This is a genomic window from Rothia sp. L_38, assembly GCF_050689125.1.
In the GTDB taxonomy this organism is placed as follows: Bacteria; Actinomycetota; Actinomycetes; order Actinomycetales; family Micrococcaceae; genus Rothia.
Map to the genome: position 1 here is coordinate 135,115 of NZ_JBOEQD010000005.1, position 16,508 is coordinate 151,622.

Sequence of the window (16,508 nt, forward strand, 5' to 3'; positions counted from 1 at the left end):
GCCCTCACCTCGGCTGCATCAGGAGAGCAGATACATGGGCAGCAAGCCCCGCTTAAGGTTGCCTAAGATCCAACAGATACGAAAAATGGTGGTGGGCCCGGTCAAAAAGACCGGGCCCACCACCATTTATGTGTTTCTGTAAAACCTACTTGTAGGCCCCCAGCAGCACCGCAGCGCCGCCGTCCACGCCCTTAGCGCCCTGCACATAATCGGGGTTGGCCTTGTGCTCGCCAGAATCCTTCTGCACGGTACCCAGTACCCAGGAAGGCAGACCGCGCTTGTTCAGACGCTCAACGGCCGCATCAGCAACCGACGGGTCAACCACAGCAATCATGCCCACACCCAGGTTGAGGGTGCGTTCCAGGTCAGCCTGGGGCACAGAACCCAGCTCACCGATCAGCTTGAAAATCGCCGGAATCTCCCAGGTCGAACGCTCCACCACGCCCACGGTACCTACCGGCAGCACACGGGCCAGGTTAGCGGCCAGGCCGCCACCGGTCACATGCGAGAAGCCGCGTACGCCCGAACCGGTCTGGCCGTCCTCACCGTTCACGGGGAAAGCCTCAATCAAATCCAGGCAGTCAGCGGTGTAAATGCGGGTGGGCTCCAGCAGCTCCTCACCCAGGGTACGGCCCAGCTCAGCCACCTCACGCTCGTACTCCCAGCCAGCAACCGAGAGCACCTTACGCACCAGGGAGTAGCCGTTAGAGTGAATACCGCTGGAGGCCATAGCAATCAGTACATCGCCCTCGCGCACGCGGTCGGGCCCCAACAGCTCGTCGGCCTCGACGATGCCGGTAGCGGCACCTGCCACGTCGTACTCGTCCTCAGCCAGCAGACCGGGGTGCTCGGCGGTTTCGCCGCCCACCAGGGCGGTACCAGCTAGGGAGCAGCCCTCAGCCACACCGCGCACAATATCGGCAATGCGCTCGGGCACCACCTTACCGGTGGCAATGTAGTCGGTCATAAAGAGGGGGCGGGCACCGGTCACCACGATATCGTCGACCACCATACCCACCAGGTCATGGCCAATGGTGTGGTGGATATCGAGCTTCTGGGCAATTGCCACCTTGGTGCCCACACCATCGGTGGAGGTTGCCAGGTAGGGCTTGCGGTAATCCTTGAGTACAGACAGGTCAAAGAGGCCAGCAAAGCCGCCCACACCGCCAACCACACCGGCCCCGTGAGTTGCCTTGACGGCGTCCTTCATCAGCTCAACAGCGCGGTCGCCCGCCTCAACATCTACACCAGCCGAAGCGTAGGTAACTGCGTTCTGGTTCTCGCTCATTTAGCGGGCCTCTCGGTCAGTGCCGGTAGAATCGGCAGGAATCGTATCTTGGGGAAGGACTAAATCTTCAAGGTCTGAATCGGGGCCAGGCTCACAAGAACCGGTGCCCGATGACGCCGCCGGGGCACCATCAAACTTGTGCTCCAGCGCCTCGGTGCCGGGGCGGGTTTCGATAGACACCGCCTTGGCCTTAGAAGGCTTATGGGCAACAGGACGCTCCACCGTCACCTCAGCCGCGGTACCGGCCAGCGGGCCCCCCTTGGAATCATCAAAGATGGACTTACCGCGGCGGTCTTCGCTGGGCAGCTCAATGGGGTACTTACCGGTAAAGCAAGCGGTGCACAGGCGCTCGCGGGGCTGCTCGGTAGCGGCAATCATGCCCTCTTCTGAGATGAAGCCCAGGGAGTCTGCGCCCAGCGACTTACCGATCTCTTCAATGGTCAGGCCGTTAGCGATCAGCTCGGAGCGCGAGGCAAAGTCGATGCCGTAGAAGCAGGGCCACTTGACCGGCGGGGACGAAATCCGCACATGGACCTCTTTAGCGCCTGCCTCACGCAGCATCCGCACCAGGGCGCGCTGGGTGTTACCGCGAACAATGGAGTCATCAATAACCACCAGGCGCTTGCCCTCGACCACGGAGCGCAGAGGGTTGAGCTTGAGCCGAATACCCAGCTGACGGATGGTCTGCGAGGGCTGAATGAAGGTGCGGCCCACATAGGCGTTCTTGACCAGGCCGTTGCCGAAGGGAATGCCGGACTCCTCAGCGTAGCCAATAGCCGCCGGAGTGCCAGATTCGGGCGTGGGCATGACCAGGTCAGCCTCAACCTGATGTTCACGAGCCAGCTGGCGGCCCATCTCCACACGGGACTCGTAGACGCTGCGGCCCGAGATAGTGGTGTCAGGGCGAGCCAAGTAGACGTACTCAAAGACGCAGCCGGCAGGCTTGGCCTCGGCAAAGCGCTGGGAGCGCAGGCCGTCCTCATCGATGGTGATGAACTCACCGGGCTCAACCTCTCGCACGAATGACGCGCCGACGATGTCGAGGGCTGCGGTTTCTGAGGCGATGACCCAGCCGCGATCCAGACGACCCAGCACCAGCGGACGCACGCCCTGGGGGTCACGCGCAGCGTACAGGGTGTGCTCGTCCATGAAAACCAGGCAGAAAGCACCTGAAAGGGTGGGGAGCAAATCGAGGGCAGCCTCTTCAAGGCTGTCGAAGTCATGATCTTTCAGCAGGGCGGTGACCAGGGCGGTATCGGTCGTATTACCCTGAGCCAGCTCGCCGCGTTCGGGGCGCTTGCCACCGTTCTTAGCCAGCAGGCGGTCGTAGAGGTCTGCCGAGTTAACCAGGTTGCCATTGTGGGCCAGGGCCAGGGTGCCGTGGGGGGTATCGCCCAGGGTCGGCTGGGCATTCTGCCAGATGTTGCCGCCGGTGGTGGAGTAGCGGCAGTGGCCGATGGCCATATGGCCGGTCATGGAGTTGAGGGTGACCTCATCAAAAACCTGGGAGACCAGGCCGATGTCCTTGTAGACGTTCAGGCGTTTGCCGTCGCTGGTGGCGATACCGGCTGACTCCTGGCCGCGGTGCTGCAGGGCGTAGAGGCCGTAGTAGGTGAGTTTAGCGATATCTTCGCCGGGAGCCCATACACCAAAGACACCGCATTCGTCTTTAGGGCCGTAATCAACAGGGTCAAGGTCGAAGGAGAGTTTTCCGTCAGGACGAGCCAAAGCAGGTTTTCCGTCTCTTGTCGTGGGGCGGTTATCTCGCTGTGCAGCATGAGGTAGCACACGTGAGCGAGCGAACATACCAAGTGTACCTGCCCGATGCGCTACTGATAAGTAAAGCCCACCGTGTGAGCATTTTTCTCACGGGTGGGCTTTGGTTAGTCTTTGCTGCTGACCGCTTGGTAGGTGGTGGTGTGCTTGGTGGAGCGCTTATCGAGAATTAGGGCTACCACGATGGTGGCTGCGGTGCACAGGGTGCCAAAGAGAACCGCCATCACACCAAAGACAGCGCCGAAGGTGTAGTCGGGGTTCTCCGGGCCTAAGGCAGTGACTACGAAGGCCACCACGAGGCCGATGAGCAGGCCAGTGATAGCGAAGGCCGGGAGAGAGGGGGCACGGCGCACGGTAAGGTTGGCGCGGTCGGGGGCGGACGCCGGTGCAAAATGCTGGCCGGGGGCCGCCTGCTTGTCTGCCTCAGTGAGAGGAGTAGCAGGTTCGGTGGGGCGGCGGAATCTCGACAGAATGCTCATAACTACTAACCTTACCAAGGCTAGATTTATAAATCGTCTGTTGTCTGTGCCAACTCTAAAGCATGGAGAGACGTATATCTTTGACTTTGTGTATATGCGCTTCCGCGACCGTGACGCTCGTGTTTAATGGGATGGTTAAGGGTTCTATGCTCACCGTGGGGAGGTTTTTCGTCGGGTGATGAAAGGATAAAAACCTGGTAACGACCACCTTCCCAACCTGCAGCGCGGGCAGCCAAGATAGCGTTACCAAGTTTGCGTTCATTTCGGTTGTTGCTTGCTGTGAGCTGCTCTGCGTGTTCTTCAGACCAGGGCACATCATCACGTTTAAATTTGATTCGTGCTACTTCAGGCTTAATCTCTTTCTCCGAGTAAAAGGCTATATATTTGACGTCCTTGAAGGATCTCCCGGCCTGGCACACGTAGATATGGTGGTCGCAGTAGAGAGGCCAGGCGTCCTTCCCTGCTACCACAACGGTGTCTTCTGAGTTTACGGGCTTCTCTGCGTAGATAGTATGAACTCTCGATACAGATCGCATCCATTTCTCGAACTGCGGATCTATATAACCAGCCAACTTAAAGATTCTTGTAGCTTCAAAGAGAATGTCTGTATTAAGCAGAGAATCGTGGTGGGCGATCCTATTTCTAAATTTTCTTACAGCTTCTAGCTCTACAGCGACAGATTTACGCTTCCCTTGGTAGGCGTACGGAAATGCTTTATGCAGGCACTTTTTCCATAGCTCATCATATTTGCTTCCCAGCAGTCCAGACCAGAAGCCAAAAGAAAGAGATGCTGAAATCTGCTCCCGGTTATTTTGATGTACTTCAGGGAGCCGATTCCGCCCTGTTGCTATCATTTCAGCGATTTGATGATTGATGAGAGGCTGGGAAAAAATCCAAGGAATACTTGAAGGGTTATGCTCATAGTGTTCTCTGAGCGCATTATCGATGGAATTGCGCACTCCTACTTCGAGGTAAGCAATCAGCTCAAAACAAGTGCTCGCCATGCGGTGAATCCAGGTGTAAAGTTCCAGTGCTTCGGGAGCTGAAGCTGTTTGCGCCCTATAAGGTGAGAGACGGGGCTCAGAAAGGAGTTCCAATATTTTTGTAATGTCCATCTCATTTTTGTTAGGCATGTGGTCATGGTACCATGAGTATGAACGCCCCGGTGCGGCCTCTGCCTTGAGTAAGCTCCCGGGGCTTTTATTTTTTATAGAAGCGGTAGGTAGTCGCTCAAATCAGCGCGCAGCCCAGAAGCTGAAACAGCGGCCGCTGATTCCTGCCAGCTGGCATAACCCAGGGTGATAGCGCACCAGGTGAGCGCATCGGTTTCAACCACATTGGGCGGAGTGCCGCGGGTATGGCGCGGCCCGGCAATACACTGGGTCACCCCAAAAGGCGGCACCCGCACCTCCACCGAATTGCCAGGGGCAAGGGTCGCCAGCTCTTCGAGTAGAAAACGGACGGACGCCGCCCGCACCCCGCGCGGCAGGGCAGCAAAAGCCGCCGCGCGGGCGTCCTCATTCTCTGCCCCCTCAAAAACCTGCCGCACCTGAGTAACGGCAGCGAGGCCGTCCGCCTCGGAAATCTTGCGGCGAATCGCCATTAGAGGAGCCCCTCAAATGCAGCGCCAGGCTCAAGAGAACCAACGGGCTGCCCGCCGCCGGTGATGGGTAGGGTGGTTCCAGCAACCGCCCGGTCAGCCACCTCAGCCTCTACATAACCTGCCGCCTGGAGCGCACGCACAGCGACCAGAGAAGCGGCACGGTTAGAACCATCAAGCATCTTCAGGGCCATCGACGCACCCGAGCGCAGCCCGATGGCCAGCACACCTTCGGCACCGCGCTTGACTACGGCATCAAGAGTTTCAGCCAGAACCGTATCAGAGCCGCCGGGTCCATGGACGTACTCGGGATAGTCCACCATAGCGGTAGCGACGGTGGCAGCACGGGCATCAGCCTTGATGTTCTCCACCGCTGCGCCCAGAGTGGAATAAGCTCGGGCCAACCCCATCAGCGAGGTCGCAGCCACCGGTGCGCCACAACCATCGACGGTGATGTGCTGGGGCGTTTCTCCCGTGAACTCCTGAATGGTCTCAAGCACCAGTTCCTGGAGCGGGTGGGACGGGTCGGTGTAGTTCTCGGTCGGCCAGCCCGACTTCACACAGCCCCATAAAAAGGCCGCGTGCTTGCCGGAGCAGTTAAAAGCCAGGCGCTGCTTGCTGTGACCAGCCTTGACCAGAGCATGGTAGCTGGGCTCATCGGACGGCCAGGCCGGTGGGCAGAGCAGGGCCTCAGCGGTCAGACCAGCCTCAGCCAGCACCGACTGGGCCACCTTCATATGCTCAAAAGAACCGGTATGAGAACCGGCAGCCAGGGCAATCTGGGCGCCCTGCAGCTCTGCCCCCGCGTTCATCGACGCAATAGCCTGTAGGGGTTTGAGCGCTGAGCGGGCATAGACCAGAGCATCGGGACTTCCCATGCTCAAGGCGGTAGACCCGTCGGGTGCGAGTACCACCAGGGAACCCACATGCCTCGATTCGATGAAATCGCCACGGGTTACGACGGCCAGCTCTGCTGCCTGCTGCGCGGTAAAAGTCTGCATGCCCTCCAGTCTACTGGGTAGCCCCGGCCGCTAAACCAAGCGAGGCCCGCACTTATTCTGATTCATCCGCAACTAGTTGCGGGTTTTTCAGAATAAATGCGGGCCTCGGGTCTCTAGCAGGTGGCCTTGCGGGAGCTGCCGGGTGCGGCGTCCGCGCTAGTGGTTTTTCTGCTGTTCAGAAATAGCCCTGAGCGCCTCGCGGGCCGCGCGGGCAGCACGCTGAGCTTCGGCCTGGGCCTCATCCGCCGCAGCAAGAGCCTGGTCGGCTGCCACTACAGCGGCCTGAGCAAGAGCGGCCGTGGACTCAACCGCTACCACCTGGGTGGGGCTGACCGGACGCTCCGGGGCGCGCGTCGCTGCCTCAACAGGTACCTGCGCCGTAGCTACTGCCGGGGCAGCCACTGCCACACCAGCAGGTGAAGCCGGGGCGGACATCCGCGCTTCAGCGGGTGCCGGGCTTGCCGCGGGCGCTGCGGGTGCCTCTTCCTCGTGGGCCTGAGCTTCGAGCTTGGTGCCCTCAACATCCAGGTCGGGCAGTAGGCGGTCGAGCCAGGAGGGTAGCCACCATGCCTTTTCACCCAGTAGGTACATGAGCGCCGGAATCAGGGTCATACGCACGACGAAGGCGTCCAGCAGAACACCGACCGCCAGCACGAAGCCGATGGAGGCAATCATGGGGTCGCCCGAGAAGACGAAGCCAATAAAGACACCGGCCATAATCAGGGCAGCAGCTGTGACCACACGCGCACCGTGGTGATAACCCACAACAACCGAGGTCTTAGCCCCGCGGCCGTGTGAATACGACTCCCGCATGCCAGAGACCAGGAAGAGCTGGTAGTCCATCGCCAAGCCGAAGAGAATACCCACTGCCAGAATCGGCAGGAAGGCCAGTAGCGGGCCGGGGGTTGAGACATTGAAGAGTTCGGATGCCCAACCCCACTGGAAGACAGCCGTGGTCGCACCGAGGGCTGCCAGCAGGGAGAAGAGGAAGCCCAGGGTCGCGGTCACCGGCACCAGAATGGAACGGAAGACCAGAACCAGAACCAGCAGCGACAAGCCCATGACCAGGGCAACGTAAAGGGGCAGAACATCTGCCAGGTTCTGGGCGATATCAACGGCCATAGCGGTCTGGCCGGTCACACCAAAAGTCACCTCACCCTTATCGGTCGAGACGGTGTCCTCACGCAGGGTATGCACCAGGTTGGTGGTCGACTCAGTGTTGGGGCCTTCATCGGGAATCACCTGGTAGAGCAGGGCAGAGTTATCGTCAGAAATCATGGCGGGGATGACGGCTGAAACGTCACTCTGATCCAGAAGGTCCTGGCCCACCTCAACCTGCAGAGCCTTAGCCTGTTCCTCGGTGGTTCCCTCGGGCAGGCGGGCTGCTACCACGATGGGGCCGTTCTGACCCTCACCAAACTTGTCGGCAATCGTGGTGTACGAGATGTAGGCAGCTGAATCCGTGGTTTGAGAGGCACCGGTCGGCAGGCCCAACCGCATATCGGTCACCGGCAGGGCGACAGCACCCAGTGCCAGAACCACAGCGGCAACGGTGGCAATCGGCTTCTTCAAGATTAGGCCGATCCAGCCGCGGTGGGCCTCCTCGTGGTCAGCCGCCGCCTGCTTAGCTTCTGCCCGAATGGAAGCCGCCTGGGCGTCGTCCTCGCTGGCAGCCTGCGCGCCAGCCGCAATTTTTGCCCGCTGCTTTTTGCTCAGGACGCGCTCACCCAGCAGGGACATCACGGCGGGGGAGAGGGTGGTGGCTACCGCCACGGCAACAGCAACCGCAAAGGCACCGGCGTTACCCATCACGCCCAGGAAGGGGATGCCCACGACGTTCAGACCCAGCAGGGCGATGATAACGGTGGCACCGGCGAAGAAGACCGCGCCGCCGGAGGTGCCGGTGGCCAGGGCGATGGATTCCTTCACGTTCATTCCCTTCGCCAGGTTGGTGCGGTGGCGGTTCAGAATGAAGAGGGTGTAGTCGATACCCACAGCCAGGCCCAGCATGGTGCCCAGGGTGGGAGTAGTGGAGGTCATCTCGATGACGCTCGAGAGCGACAGGACGGCCAGAGCCGAGGTTCCCACGCCAATAATCGCCATGATAATCGGTAGCCCGGCAGCGACCAGGGTGCCCAGCATCAGGAAGAGGACGATAAAGGCAATGCCGATACCGATAGCCTCAGCGGTCGCATTCATCTCGGGCTCAACACCCTGCATGTACTGGTCGTAGGTGACGGTCAGGCCGCTATCGGACAGCACGTTGAGCTTCTGCTGGGTTTCTTCGAGAGTTTCTACAGGGATAGAACCGGTCTCCGCATCAAAGGTAACGGACACGATAGCGGTGGAGTTATCCTCAGAAATCGCAACACCGCTCTGAGACATCTCCAACAGGGCAGCGTTCTGCTCGATAGTGCTCTTGCCGCTCTCTAACTGAGAACGGGAATCTTCAAGCTGGGCAAGACCGGCTTCATAATCGGCGCGACCCTGATCAAGCTGGGCCTGGGCCTCATCCAGCTGGGTGCGGCCCTGATTAAGCTGCTTAGCGGTAGCGTCCAGCTGAGCCCGCTGAGCATCCAGCTGGGCCTGCTGGCCGTCGAGTTCACCGAAAGCTTCCGGCGGTGCTCCCTCACCCTCAAGACGGGTGCGGGCCTCGTTCAGCTGATTCTGGGCGTCCTCAAGCTGGGCATAGCCCTCATCAAGCTGCTGCTGGCCTGAATCCAACTCGGCACGGCGAGAATCAAGCTCGGCCTGCCCCGAATCCAACTGGGCCTTAGCGGCATCAAGCTGAGCTTGGCCGTCCGCAAGCTGCTGCTCGCCCCCGCTCAACTCAGCCTGACCCGCCTCAAGCTGCGCCTGGCCGTCCGCAAGCTGCTGAGCTACAGCAAAGGGGTCGGTGACGCTATCAACGCCCTCAACGGTCTCGGACTCAGCAACGGCGCTCGCCACCGCAGCCTTCTGCTCATCGGTGAAGGCTGAGCCGTCCTCGGTCTGCACAATGGCAGAACCGGTACCGGCATTGAGATTCAGATTGAAGGTGTCGCTCAGCTCTTCCTGAACCAGCTGCGCCTCGGTGCCAGGAATAGTGATGGAATCGGTCAAATCGCCCTTAAAAGAGGCGTAGGCGCCGCCAGCTAGAGCAATCACCAGCGCCCAGATACCGATAACGGCCCAGGCACGGCGAGCTGCAAAGCTACCGACTTTATAGAGGAACTCAGACATGGCCTGCCGGTTTCCCTTTCGTGTGGTTGTGTTTTCTCTTAAACGGTCTGGTGGGAGGTAACGCTGCCGTCAGCGGCAAATACCGGGGTTCCGGCTGCTACCTGGTTGATATAAGCGTGGATATGGGGCACGAACATCTGGGGCTCGATAACCAGCTGCTTGGTGGGCTCTTCAAAAATGTTCTCTTCAAGTTCTTGAGCGAACCGCACAAAGGCGAAAACGTAACCCATCAGCAGGTTGTAGGCGAAGAGACCAAGGGCTAGTGACTGGTCGAGTGATAGGTCGGGGTAGAGCTGATCAATTTCGCTACAGAGGGCGTTGCAGATATCGCCCAGGGTGAGGGTGACTTCGCGGGCTACCAGGTCAAACTCTTCCTCAACCAGTGCTGCGCCCAGGGTGACAAAGCGGACGAGATCCTGCTGCACCCGTTCGGTTTCTACTGCCTCGTGGAAGTGCTGCACCAGGGCCTGTGGGAGGTCTTCGATGGCGACTCCCCGGGGAAAGGGAGGCTCGTCGATACAGGGTTCGAGGTGAGTTGAGAGCTGGTAGGTCAGGGCGTCTTCGAGTTTTTTGAAGTGGTTGAAGACGGTGCGTTCAGAGACCCCTGCCTGCTCTGCGAGGGCCGAGGCTGTCAGGCCTGCTCGCCCGCTGGTGAGCACAAGGTGTTCGGCGGCTGCGGCGATCTTTTGTTTGGACGCCGTCGAGCGGGCCCTGCGCCGGTCGAGGGGAGGGGTGTGTTTCAGCATGTATTTACAGTAACTGCAATATTGCAGGAACTGCAAATAGTTGGGGTGTGGGGTTGGGCACGGTTGCGGGTTGCTGGGCGTGGCTGGCGCAAGTCTTCCGCACTTATTCTGATTTACCCGCAACTAGTTGCGGGGTTTTCAGAATGAGTGCGGAGAGACGGTGGAGTGTGTGATTTGAGCGGTTTCGACTATGACCTTCTGTTGCAATTTTTTCCACAGATTCGGTACACGCCTTGACAAGGGTGAACTTCAGTTTTCCACAGGTTCGAAAATAGTGCTTGAGTGCCCACCGCCGCTCTGCGACAGTAGTCCCATGCACGACAGAATTGAACGGGTTGCCTCAAAAGTCAAAACATCTCAACAGCTCAACTTTGAAGGGCTGAGTAAAAACCTCATCGGCGCTATGCACCGGCGGGGTGAACTTATTAGGCTGACGCGGGGTGTCTATGTTTCAGCTGCAGAAGGTCGGCAGTTCACGCCCGAAGAGCGGTGTATCGCTGTGACAATAGCGCTCGCGATGTCTCATCGGCAGGCGGTACTCAGTCACGCATCTGCTGCGCTGATGTGGGGTGCTCCGCTCTTCGGGCTGCCCGCCAAGGTTGAGCTGTCTCTTCCCCGCTCTAACCACCGGCACCATAGCCAGGCTAGGTACCACAGCTCCCGTTCGGACGTGTGCGAGCTGGCTCGTACGGTAGCTGGTTTTTCAGTCACAGACCCACTGACCACGATTCTCGACTGTGCTCGAACCTTACCTGTAGTTCAGGCCCTGGCAGTTACAGACTATTTTCTGCACCGCGCCCATGTAGGTTATCGCGATGTCCATGCCCGGCTCATGGGCGCTCGCGGTTATGGAACGAGCAGTTTTTCCCTGATTGCTGAGTCGATGAGCGCTTTGACCGAGTCCCCTCTCGAATCGCTGGCAATGCTTAGAATCGTGCAGTCCAAACTCGAACGTCCTCGTCAGCAGCTGGAAATAAGAGCGCACGATGGCAGGGTGCACCGTTCAGATTTCGCCTGGGAAGCGCTGAAACTCCTGTTAGAGGTCGACGGTCTGCATAAGTACTACGGTGCCTACCGCCCGACAGAGGAGCAGCTACGCAGGGATGCCCTGCGCCAACGTTCGCTTGAACTTATGGGCTGGACGGTCGTTCGAGCCACCTGGGACGACCTTATGAACAGGCCGCAGGTCGTGATTCAGCGCCTCATGCATGGTGGAGCGCGGAAGTTGGGACGGTGATTATCGAGACCCCTCCGCATTTATTCTGAAAACACCGCAACTAGTTGCGGGTAAATCAGAATAAGTGCGGAAAGGTATGTGAGCCGGTACAGGCGTCCGCAAAAATCAATCGGCAAAAACCGCTCAAACTGCGGTAAAAACTTCATCAAATCGTGACCTTGCCGGTAGCCTAAAAGAATGAAGGTTTTGGTACTGGGCCCCGGCGGTCGTGAACACGCAATAATCCGAGCACTCCTGAAAGATTCAGCCGTTACCGAGGTGCACTCAGCCCCCGGTAATGCGGGTATCGCCCAGGACGTCCCCGTGCACGCTATCGATGCAAATAACCCCGAGGCAGCCCTTGCACTAGCCACCGAACTGGCCGCTGACCTGGTTGTCATTGGCCCCGAAGCCCCCCTGGTCGCAGGCGTCTCAGACACCCTGCGCGATGCCGGTTTCGCCGTTTTCGGCCCGTCCAAGCCCGCTGCCCTGCTCGAAGGGTCCAAGGCCTTTGCCAAGGAAGTCATGGCCAGCGCCAATGTGCCCACCGCTATGGCTAAGGTCGCCACCAACCGCGAAGAAGCAGAAACCGCTCTCGCTACCTTCGGCGCCCCCTACGTCGTTAAAGATGACGGCCTGGCGGCCGGTAAGGGCGTCGTTGTCACCGAAGACTTTGATGCAGCCCTGGCCCACGCTGAATCCTGCTTTGCAGCTGGCGGTAGCGTCGTCATCGAAGAGTACCTGGATGGCCCCGAAGTCTCCCTCTTCGTGATCTCCGACGGTAGCACCTGCCTGCCCCTCTCACCTGCCCAGGACTTCAAGCGTATTTTCGACAACGACGAGGGCCCCAATACCGGTGGCATGGGCGCTTACACCCCCCTGCCCTGGCTGCCCGAAGGTTTCGTCGAAGAGGTCATTGAGCGCGTAGCCCAGCCCACCGTTGATGAAATGGCCCGCCGCGGTACCCCCTTTGTGGGCGTCCTCTACTGCGGTCTGGCAGCGACCTCCCGCGGTATTCGCGTCATCGAATTCAATGCCCGCTTCGGTGACCCCGAAACCCAGGCCGTGCTGGCCCGCCTGCGCACCCCGCTCGGTGGCGTCCTGCTGGCAGCAGCCAAGGGCGAACTGCCCGCCGATCTCACCCTCGACTGGGATCCCCGCACTGCCGTCGATGTGGTCATGGCTGCCGAAAACTACCCCGATACTCCCCGCAAGGGCGACGCCATCACCGGTCTCGACACCGCCAACCAGCGCGAGAACGTACATGTTGACCACGCAGGTACCGCCCTCGACGGTGACAGCATCGTCACTGCCGGCGGTCGCGTACTGGCTGTTGTAGCCCTGGGCGAAAACCTCACCGAGGCCCGCGACGCCGCCTACGCCGGTGTGCGCGACATTGCCTGGAAGGGAGCCCAGTACCGCTCAGACATTGCGCTCGCCGCCGCTGAGAATCGCATTCAGATTCCCACCCAGAACTAACCTCCTGTGACTGCCCACCGCACCCGCGTGGGCAGTCACTTTTCTATCACCTCACAGCCCACCTGCACACCCCCAGGAGAAAATCATGAGCCATACCCCCGTAGACATTCCCGGCTGGAAGCACGTGTATTCCGGCAAGGTCCGTGACCTCTACATTCCCGACGAGGATACCCAGGACGTCACCGGCCTGAACGTAAAGGACGACGCCGAGCTGCGCGCCGGTTCCGTGATGGTGGTTGCTACCGACCGCATCAGCGCCTTTGACCAGGTGCTACCCACCGAGATCCCCGATAAGGGCAAGATTCTGACCCAGATGTCCCTCTGGTGGTTTGAACAGCTCAAGGGTGTGCCCAATCATGTGCTGTCCACCGACGTGCCCGAGGTTGTGGCCGGTCGCGCCATGATCTGTAAGTCTCTGAACATGTTCCCGGTTGAGTGCATTGTGCGCGGCTACCTCACCGGTTCGGGTCTGGCCTCCTACCGCAAGACAGGTAAGGTCAACGAGTTTGAGCTGCCCGCTGGTCTAGTGGACGGCTCCCGTCTGGAGCCCGCCCTCTTTACCCCTACCGGTAAGGCAGAGGTGGGGGAGCACGACGAGCCCATCACCCGTGAAGAGCTCGACGCTGAGGTGGGAGAGGCTATCGCCGACCGCCTGCAGGAACTGACTCTCTATGTCTACGAGACCGCCGAGAAGATTGCGCGTGAGCGCGGCATCATTCTGGCCGACACCAAGATTGAGTTCGGTACCGACTCCTACCGCGGTGAAATCACCCTGGGCGATGAGGTGCTGACCCCCGATTCATCGCGTTTCTGGGATGCCAACGACTACGAGCCCGGCCGCGCCCAGGCGTCCTTCGATAAGCAGTACGTGCGCGACTGGCTCAAGAGCGAGGAGTCGGGCTGGGACGGCACCGGCCCCGTGCCTGAGCTTCCCGCCGAGGTTGTGGAGAAGACCCGCGCCCGCTACGTTGAGGCCTACGAGCGTTTGACCGGGCAGAAGTTCGAGGCTTAGACCTGCGTATCGCGTACCTTCTGGTGGTACTCGTAGTGGGCGGCCCCGATTTCTGAGAGGGCGTAGAACCAACGAATGTGCTCAGCGACTGTTCGCTGGGCACGTTCTGCATCTCCGGCAATAACTGCCGCGTAGATGGCCCGGTGCTGGTCCTGGAGTTCCCGTTTGGTTGCTTCCCAGTCGTCGAGGTAGGGCACAGCTTCCTGTACGTAGCCTACGGTGGCTAGGTGTAGGGAGTCGATGACGGTGTCCATCACGATGTTCCCGCCGAGGGACGATATTTCGTAGTGGAAGCGGGTGTCGCAGAAGTGGAAGCGGTCGTCGCTAATATCTGCGTGGTCCATTTCTTCGAGGTAGCGGCGGGCGGTGGCGAGGGACGCGGCGTGTTCGGGCTGGTGGGCTACGTCGGCGGCGCGGGCGGCGGCTTCGCCTTCGAGCAGGACGCGGGTGCTCACGATATCTGCTACCGGCAGGGTGCGGGTGGCGATGTGCATGCGCAGGGCCCAGCCGAGGGCGTCCGAGGGCTCTGAGACCACGACAGCACCGGCCTTGGGACCTGAGCCCACCCCCGACCGAATGAGGCCCACCGCGGAGAGAATGCGCAGGGCTTCGCGCACCGAGGCCCGTGAGATACTGTATTCCTCTGCCAGGGAGCGCTCACCGGGCAGGCGGTCGCCGATACGCAGCTGGCCGTGGCGCAACCGGTGTTCGATGGACTCGAGCAGGGCGGTGTAAGTGGGCTCTTTTTCTTTCACTCGCTGTCTTTCAGGTGGGGTAGGTACATAGACAAGGTATAGGTAAGGGCGGTGCAGTTCCAACGTATGTTACGTGGGACTGCACCGCCCTTTGTGTGCCTAGCTCATAGGTGTGAACCTGTGATTAGTGGCCGGTGAGGTAGGGCTCAACCAGCAGGCCGGAGAGGACGGTGGCCTGTAGGAAGACCAGGGCACAGACGGCCAGCAGCAGGATGAAGGACCAGCCGAGAACTGCCTTGAAGATTTCGGACTCCTTGCCTTCCATGTTGACCGAGGTGGCCGCGATGGCGAGGGACTGGGGTGAAATCATCTTGCCGACCACACCACCGGTGGTGTTGGCTGCCAGCATGAGTTCGGGGTGGGCGCCGGTCATGCCGCCTTCTTGCAGGTGCTCAGCGGCGGTGACCTGGAGCTTGGAGAAGAGGGCGTTGGCTGAGGTGTCGGAGCCGGTGACGGCGGTGCCGACCCAGCCGAGGACGGGTGCCAGGAAGGCGTAGGCTACGCCGAGGGAGGCGACGTATTCGCCGATGGCGACGGTCTGACCGGAGTAGTTCATGACGAAGGCCAGGGCCAGAACCAGGGCGATGGTGGCTGCTGACCAGCGCATCTTGTAGGCTACAGAGCCGATTTCCTTGAAGGCGTCAGCAATTGAGAGCTTGTACTTGCCGTTTTCGTTGAAGATGGCGTAGAGGACGGCGACCAGGATGCCGGAGATCAGCAGGTAGGTGCCGGGGTTGTTGAGCCATGCCCACTTGTAGACGGTGTCTACTGCGGTGCCGTCCGCCTTGAGCAGACGTTCAGAGAGTAGAGGCATATCGAACTCGGCAACGGTGGTCTTCATCCAGTTGACCAGGGGGGTGTAGAGGTTGGCGACACCGAAGATGATGACAACGACCAGGTAGGGCATGAGGGCCATCCAGATGCGGCGGCCGGGCAGGTGCTCAACTTCGAGGGGGGCGGTGATGCCGTAGCGTTCGCGGACGCCTTCAACACCGCGGGGCTTGACGAAGCGCATGAAGACAACGGCTGCTGCGATGGAGACGATGCAGGCTACGACGTCGGTGAGCTGGTAGACGAAGTGCGCAGAGGCCCACCACTGGGCGATAGAGAAGGAGGCACCGATGACGGCTGCGTGCATCCAGGCGTCCTTGAGGCCCTTAACGCCGTCGAGGATCCAGAGCAGGATGAAGGGCACGAAGAAGGCGATGAAGGGGGCCTGGTGACCAACGAGGGCTGCGATGACGGTGGCGTCCTTGCCGCCCACTTCACCGGCGGTGGTGATGGGGATAGCGACGGCACCGAAGGCTACGGGGGCGGTGTTGGCGATGAGGACGGTGGTGGCAGCCTTGAGGGGCTTGACACCCAGGGCCAGAATCATGGTTGCGGTAATAGCAACGGGGGCACCGAAACCTGCCAGGGCTTCGAGTAGACCGCCGAAGCAGAAGGCGATGAGGATGGCCTGGATGCGCAGGTCGCCGCCGCCGATCAGGTCGAAGGTGCGGCGCAGGTCTTCAAAGCGGCCTGAGAGTACGGTGACCTGGTAGAACCAGATGGCCATGAGGATAACCCAGACGATGGGGAAGAGGCCGTAGATGCCGCCGCGGAAGGCTGACATACCGGCGAGGTCCCAGGGCATGCCGAAGCCGAAGATGGCGACGAGGATTGCAACGATCAGCGATACGAGACCGGCGACGTGTGCGCGGGCTTTGAAGCCGAGCAGCATGATAAAGAATGCCAACAGCGGCAGGGTGGAGACCAGGGCGCTGAGCGCGAGGCTTCCTCCTACGGCGTCGGTTACAGCGGTATAGGTATTTTCCACCGTATTCTCCTTAGTGATGTGTGGTATGGCTGGGCGTCACATCTGTGGGGTGCTGAGCCAAAAAATATGAGGCCTAACCTCCTGTGGTCAGACCATTGCTTTTCGAGGTCTACGT

General features: G+C 60.2%; 13 protein-coding genes. 3 read left to right on the plus strand and 10 right to left on the minus strand.

Translation table 11 applies throughout. The features are described from left to right. Positions 1–145: 145 nt before the first annotated feature. The 8 genes from purM to ACRCJM_RS05420 form a co-directional block, all read right to left on the minus strand. On the minus strand, positions 146–1,288 hold the full coding sequence (purM, locus tag ACRCJM_RS05385) for a phosphoribosylformylglycinamidine cyclo-ligase (RefSeq protein ID WP_431464098.1): 1,143 nt from the start codon (positions 1,286–1,288) through the stop codon (positions 146–148). Then, complete coding sequence (purF, locus tag ACRCJM_RS05390; RefSeq protein ID WP_431464099.1) at positions 1,289–3,016, minus strand: amidophosphoribosyltransferase; 1,728 nt, start codon at positions 3,014–3,016, stop codon at positions 1,289–1,291. It abuts the gene before it with no gap. Between the two features lie 155 nt (positions 3,017–3,171). Then, the gene (locus ACRCJM_RS05395) at positions 3,172–3,543 is read right to left on the minus strand and encodes a hypothetical protein (protein ID WP_431464100.1); all 372 of its coding nucleotides are present in this window, start codon (positions 3,541–3,543) and stop codon (positions 3,172–3,174) included. 26 nt (positions 3,544–3,569) lie between these two features. Next, the gene (locus tag ACRCJM_RS05400; protein WP_431464101.1) at positions 3,570–4,676 is read right to left on the minus strand and encodes a hypothetical protein; all 1,107 of its coding nucleotides are present in this window, start codon (positions 4,674–4,676) and stop codon (positions 3,570–3,572) included. A 74-nt stretch (positions 4,677–4,750) separates the two neighbouring features. Beyond that, positions 4,751–5,146 (minus strand): sterol carrier family protein, encoded by a 396-nt coding sequence (locus tag ACRCJM_RS05405; RefSeq protein WP_431464102.1) that lies wholly within the window; start codon positions 5,144–5,146, stop codon positions 4,751–4,753. After that, positions 5,146–6,144, minus strand: a complete 999-nt coding sequence (locus tag ACRCJM_RS05410) for an asparaginase (protein WP_431464103.1) — start codon at positions 6,142–6,144, stop codon at positions 5,146–5,148. Before ACRCJM_RS05410 ends, ACRCJM_RS05405 begins: the two co-directional genes overlap by 1 nt. 156 nt (positions 6,145–6,300) lie before the next feature. Next, a complete protein-coding gene (locus tag ACRCJM_RS05415) occupies positions 6,301–9,366 on the minus strand; it encodes an MMPL family transporter (RefSeq protein ID WP_431464104.1) in 3,066 nt (1,021 codons plus the stop codon). Between the two features lie 38 nt (positions 9,367–9,404). Then, positions 9,405–10,112 carry a TetR/AcrR family transcriptional regulator gene (locus tag ACRCJM_RS05420; protein ID WP_237194998.1) on the minus strand — a complete coding sequence of 236 codons (708 nt, stop codon included), beginning with the start codon at positions 10,110–10,112 and terminating at the stop codon, positions 9,405–9,407. 313 nt (positions 10,113–10,425) lie between these two features. On the opposite strand from ACRCJM_RS05420, the gene ACRCJM_RS05425 reads away from it, so the two are divergent. The 3 genes from ACRCJM_RS05425 to ACRCJM_RS05435 all read left to right on the plus strand — a co-directional run bounded on the left by ACRCJM_RS05425 (position 10,426) and on the right by ACRCJM_RS05435 (position 13,819). Then, a complete protein-coding gene (locus ACRCJM_RS05425) occupies positions 10,426–11,349 on the plus strand; it encodes a DUF559 domain-containing protein (protein ID WP_431464105.1) in 924 nt (307 codons plus the stop codon). A 177-nt stretch (positions 11,350–11,526) separates the two neighbouring features. Next, positions 11,527–12,807, plus strand: a complete 1,281-nt coding sequence (gene purD / locus ACRCJM_RS05430; protein WP_431464106.1) for a phosphoribosylamine--glycine ligase — start codon at positions 11,527–11,529, stop codon at positions 12,805–12,807. An 85-nt stretch (positions 12,808–12,892) separates the two neighbouring features. Then, a complete protein-coding gene (locus tag ACRCJM_RS05435; RefSeq protein ID WP_135012541.1) occupies positions 12,893–13,819 on the plus strand; it encodes a phosphoribosylaminoimidazolesuccinocarboxamide synthase in 927 nt (308 codons plus the stop codon). Here ACRCJM_RS05435 and ACRCJM_RS05440 read toward each other — a convergent pair. Next, complete coding sequence (locus ACRCJM_RS05440) at positions 13,816–14,574, minus strand: FadR/GntR family transcriptional regulator (RefSeq protein ID WP_431464107.1); 759 nt, start codon at positions 14,572–14,574, stop codon at positions 13,816–13,818. The genes ACRCJM_RS05435 and ACRCJM_RS05440 overlap by 4 nt on opposite strands. A gap of 124 nt (positions 14,575–14,698) precedes the next feature. Further along, the gene (locus ACRCJM_RS05445) at positions 14,699–16,393 is read right to left on the minus strand and encodes an L-lactate permease (RefSeq protein WP_431464108.1); all 1,695 of its coding nucleotides are present in this window, start codon (positions 16,391–16,393) and stop codon (positions 14,699–14,701) included. Positions 16,394–16,508 lie beyond the last annotated feature (115 nt).

Excerpts from the sequence above, each read along its gene's own strand:
- purM (WP_431464098.1), bottom strand. The coding sequence starts at position 1,288 with ATGAGCGAGAACCAGAACGCAGTTACCTACGCTTCGGCTGGTGTAGAT.
- ACRCJM_RS05395 (WP_431464100.1), bottom strand. The coding sequence starts at position 3,543 with ATGAGCATTCTGTCGAGATTCCGCCGCCCCACCGAACCTGCTACTCCT.
- ACRCJM_RS05400 (WP_431464101.1), bottom strand. The coding sequence starts at position 4,676 with ATGCCTAACAAAAATGAGATGGACATTACAAAAATATTGGAACTCCTT.
- ACRCJM_RS05405 (WP_431464102.1), bottom strand. The coding sequence starts at position 5,146 with ATGGCGATTCGCCGCAAGATTTCCGAGGCGGACGGCCTCGCTGCCGTT.
- ACRCJM_RS05410 (WP_431464103.1), bottom strand. The coding sequence starts at position 6,144 with ATGCAGACTTTTACCGCGCAGCAGGCAGCAGAGCTGGCCGTCGTAACC.
- ACRCJM_RS05415 (WP_431464104.1), bottom strand. The coding sequence starts at position 9,366 with ATGTCTGAGTTCCTCTATAAAGTCGGTAGCTTTGCAGCTCGCCGTGCC.
- ACRCJM_RS05420 (WP_237194998.1), bottom strand. The coding sequence starts at position 10,112 with ATGCTGAAACACACCCCTCCCCTCGACCGGCGCAGGGCCCGCTCGACG.
- ACRCJM_RS05425 (WP_431464105.1), top strand. The coding sequence starts at position 10,426 with ATGCACGACAGAATTGAACGGGTTGCCTCAAAAGTCAAAACATCTCAA.
- purD (WP_431464106.1), top strand. The coding sequence starts at position 11,527 with ATGAAGGTTTTGGTACTGGGCCCCGGCGGTCGTGAACACGCAATAATC.
- ACRCJM_RS05435 (WP_135012541.1), top strand. The coding sequence starts at position 12,893 with ATGAGCCATACCCCCGTAGACATTCCCGGCTGGAAGCACGTGTATTCC.